The sequence below is a fragment of the Spiroplasma endosymbiont of Megaselia nigra genome, assembly GCF_003987485.1.
GTDB lineage: Bacteria > Bacillota_I > Bacilli_A > Mycoplasmatales > Mycoplasmataceae > Spiroplasma.
Map to the genome: position 1 here is coordinate 1 of NZ_RCOO01000100.1, position 4,057 is coordinate 4,057.

Sequence of the window (4,057 nt, forward strand, 5' to 3'; positions counted from 1 at the left end):
AACTAACTTGGGACTTATTTTTTGAAGGTTTTTTTCAATTTTTAATAAATTATTAATTGTATTTATTTTAGAAACTTTAAAACCTTTATAAAAATCATTGCGAGCTAATTTACCAATTGTATATAATAACGTTTCATTATTAACCTGATTTATAAAATCAAATATTAGTTTATCAGATAAAATCTTTTTACATGCAACTTGTCTTACAATATCTTCTAAGTTATTAGCAATTATTACACCTAATTTTTCAAGTAATTTAGTTTCTTTGGCTAATTTTAAAATTCTAGTTGTTCGTGCTGCTCGTGTTAATTTACCAATTCCACCAATTGCTGGTAATAAATTTAAGGCAGTACTTTTTGCGGTTACTTCTGAAGTTAAACTATCATATATTGATTTACCGCAAAATCTGTTGTTATTTCTACTCCAAATGAGATAAATGCTGCAGCAAAATTAGACAATCCCACGCCAAGTCCAACGGCCGAAGCAATTCCCCCAGCCAAAACTGATAAACCAAGAGATAAAACTTGTATTCCTAAAAATTCTAATAATTGTAAACCAAAACTTTTTTGTTGTTGCTGAATTGACAATCTTGTGGGTATTTTTTTAATAGCATAAATCAGAGCAGTTTTGCTTGTTCCAATTGGCATAATTTATCAACGAAAAAGTACTATTTTTTAGTACTTAAGTATTTTTAATTACTACATCAATCGGATTTGTTTGGCCAGTAGCATTGTTTTTACCTTCAATTTGAACAGAAACAGTTTTATTGTTTGTAATATCAATTGGTCAATCCTCACCCCTACTTTCAATAAAGTAATCAAAATCACTTTCAGTTAAAGAACTATCTACAGTTTTTACTGCTTTTAAAACAACATCTTTAAATTGTGGTTTTAATTGTTCTATTGTTGTTTGTGTTGGGTCTGTTACATGAATAGTTGGTTTATCTAATTTATTAATTTTACTAATATCAATTTTTGAAACAATATGTTTAATAATTCCTCTCTGTTCAACTACAGCTCCCCCTAAATATAAAACCCTTTCCATAATCAAAGTATTACCCATTCCGGTACCCAATGCAGCAGCACCAACCCTCAATGGAGTGTGGTCTTTTTTACGTAAGATAAGTGGGTCATATTTTTTACTAAATTTAAAGGCAATTGCATTAACACCATCGGGTAACAAACTAATTGTTCCTTCAGAACCATCTTTATTAATAATTGGTAATTTTTTTGGAACCATATAGTATGTTGTTCCTTCAACATTTTTCATTGCCTCACTTGTTGCAATTACACTGTTTATTTGATCATTTGCACCAAGTTGCAACTGTAATTTATTACGAATTCCACGAATAAAATCAGCTGAACCAAAAACAATTGTTTCTGATGGCGTAAAACCATTTTCATATATTTTATCCATAATTTCATCATGAATTTGTAAAGCGTTTGTATCAGCAGCTTTTTTTACCTTGAATAGTTGTAACTGTTTCTTTGTTAATAATATCTAAGATCTTATTGCGTTTATAAGCAACCCCAGTATCCATTGCTTGTTCAATATCAGCAGCCCAAAGATTGGGATTAAAATCACTTTCTATGGGGTCTAATTTACGAGCAAAAGTTAAAATTGTATCTAATTCAACAATGCCATCTTCAAATTCTACTGTTGAGTATTTTAATAAATTATCATCAGTATTAAATACTTGTCCATCTTTTCCTGAATCTTCGTTATATTTAATATTTTTCTTTCTTTTGTATGTTAAACCAAATTTATTAGCTTCTTTTCATGCAAATAATGTTTCTCAACTAAATTTTTGTTGATAAGTTTGTAAATATCATTGGTCAAATGTTTCACGCTCTTTTTGTGTTGCTTGGTTAGCAATATCACCAAATATTCTTTGTGGGTTTTGTGCCATAATTTTATTCCTTCTTTCTATTTATTAAATACATTGTCTGTATCTAAAATATTGTTTTCTTTGTTTTCTGTTTTTGGTACACCACCGGTATTAACGGTTTGTACTTTGATTAATTCATCACAAACACTTTGTAAGTGTATTTTAATAACTTCAATGTCATCATTAATATCATAAGATTTTAGTAAGACATTTTTAAACTCTTCATTATCAGTTAAAGAATTATTAAAATTATTAATTTCAATTTGTTTTAATTGAAGTGTTTGTTGTTCTAATTGTGAAATTAATTCAGTATTTTTTGTTTGTAGTTCGTTGATTTGTTGATTACTATTTTCTAAATTACTTGCATTAAATTCATTAATTTCTTCAGAATTTTTTAAAATAACTTCTGCCGTTTTAATATCTAAACTAACATCTTCATTTTTAATAAGTTCATTATTTTCATTAATAAGAACATATTTTACATTTTTTAATGCCATTGTTTTTCCTCCTATTTTTTAATATTTGTATTTGTTCTTTTTCTAATCGCTTTTTGAATAATTTCAAAACTATCAACTCGAAAAGATAAAAAATATCGTTTATTTTTTAAATTTAGTTGATTAAATACTGAACCTTTAATTTTTATCTCATCATCTTTTCTTAATTTTAAAAACTCAGATACAATTGGCGGATTATATATTGATAATGTTGAATAATTTAATCCTTCTCACTGACATTTAGCAGAACAAGCATCAACTTCAACCCCACCAGCAACCAGCGCTTTAATTTTAGTTTTAATTGGGTTTTCATGCAGTCTAACAGTTAATTCTAATTTGTTAACTCTTTTATTTTTTATTTTAAGTTTATTAGTTAGTGATTTTTTAGGTAGATTGCTTTTTTTTGCGCCATTTTTATCAACTCCTTTTGTTAAAAAATATTGTAGGTGTTTTCAAGCATCTAATTCATGTTCTGTCATTTTAATATTTCCTTTATAAAGATAGTTTTTCTTAACAACCGGCGATTGTAAAACATATTTTAAATTAAATAGATATTTACATAAAACTTTTAAACCACCAATGAATTTAGGAGTAGATAAAGGATTTGTTATTTTTAATCCCTTATGCAGTTGATAATCTTCAATTATTACAAGAACTTTATTTAAATAAGAACAAGTTTGATTTTTAAATTTGTTCAACATTAAATAGATATTATTTATTGCTTCTTCTTCAGAGTTAGAATGAAAAGTAATATTATTCATTATTTTCTTTTCCAAAACATTATAAATAACAATCCCAGTTTGTCCGATTCCGGTAGGATCAATTGCAATAATATATTTTAGTTTATTTGTTTGATTTTCTTCTCAATTTGTAATATTTTTCAACCATCTGATGATAAATCTAAAATATCGTTAATTTTGTAATGTTTCATATAAGAAACCATAACATCTCAGTGTTTTTCAAATAAATTTAAGTACATTTTTGCTAATTCTAAACATTGTAAATCATAATGCTTTTTATGGTGAGAAATACGACAATCAACAAGGTTACAATTAATTCAATCAAACGAAATTGTTATTTCACTTCAAGTTTTATTGATATATTTACTTTTATATTATTGCATAATATTTTTTCTTTTCTTTTTATTTATTTTTTAAATAAACAGAAAATTTCTTTGTTGGTTAATATTTTGATATTTAGTAAGTAATGTGTTATGTTTTAGTATTTATTTACTTCGCCGCCCGCTTCACTTCGGGGGTGAGCGGGGGCGGTAGGATATTTTGATAGAGTTTACCCCCCCATACGGAAATAAACAAAAAACAGTTTACCCAGTTATTAATTACGTTTCATCCATCCCTAGACAACTTTATATAAAGAAAATAACCTTTTGGAGTTCCAACCCTCTTATTTTTTTAGTGTCCGATATTGTTTTTTCGGTTTAACAGCACTCTTTTTATGAAAACAAGCAAAAAAACAAGAGGGTTGGAACTCCAAAAGGTTATTTTCTTTATATAAAGTTGTCTAGGGATGGATGAAACGTAATTAATAACTGGGTAAATTTGTTTTACTTCCGTTGGGGGATAAACCCTGTTTAAATATAGAATTTTATTATCGCCACCACCCACCCCAAAAGTGAGGTGGATGGCGAATTAAGCTAATTAAATCAAAATATAAA

The 4,057-nt window shown here is 27.2% G+C and carries 5 protein-coding genes; all 5 read right to left on the reverse strand.

Annotation, left to right across the window (positions count from 1 at the left end; genetic code table 4):
* Window positions 1-374: 374 nt before the first annotated feature.
* The 5 genes from D9R21_RS04705 to D9R21_RS04725 are packed head-to-tail and all read right to left on the reverse strand — an operon-like array spanning window position 375 to window position 3,266.
* Window positions 375-647 carry a hypothetical protein gene (locus D9R21_RS04705; RefSeq protein WP_126821301.1) on the reverse strand — a complete coding sequence of 91 codons (273 nt, stop codon included), beginning with the start codon at window positions 645-647 and terminating at the stop codon, window positions 375-377.
* A gap of 34 nt (window positions 648-681) precedes the next feature.
* Complete coding sequence (locus tag D9R21_RS04710) at window positions 682-1,416, reverse strand: hypothetical protein (RefSeq protein ID WP_126821302.1); 735 nt, start codon at window positions 1,414-1,416, stop codon at window positions 682-684.
* The gene (locus D9R21_RS04715; protein WP_126821303.1) at window positions 1,409-1,909 is read right to left on the reverse strand and encodes a hypothetical protein; all 501 of its coding nucleotides are present in this window, start codon (window positions 1,907-1,909) and stop codon (window positions 1,409-1,411) included. The genes D9R21_RS04710 and D9R21_RS04715 overlap by 8 nt, the downstream gene beginning before the upstream one ends.
* Window positions 1,910-1,926: 17 nt before the next feature.
* Complete coding sequence (locus tag D9R21_RS04720) at window positions 1,927-2,385, reverse strand: hypothetical protein (RefSeq protein ID WP_126821304.1); 459 nt, start codon at window positions 2,383-2,385, stop codon at window positions 1,927-1,929.
* 11 nt (window positions 2,386-2,396) lie between these two features.
* A complete protein-coding gene (locus D9R21_RS04725) occupies window positions 2,397-3,266 on the reverse strand; it encodes a hypothetical protein (RefSeq protein WP_126821305.1) in 870 nt (289 codons plus the stop codon).
* Window positions 3,267-4,057: the final 791 nt, after the last annotated feature.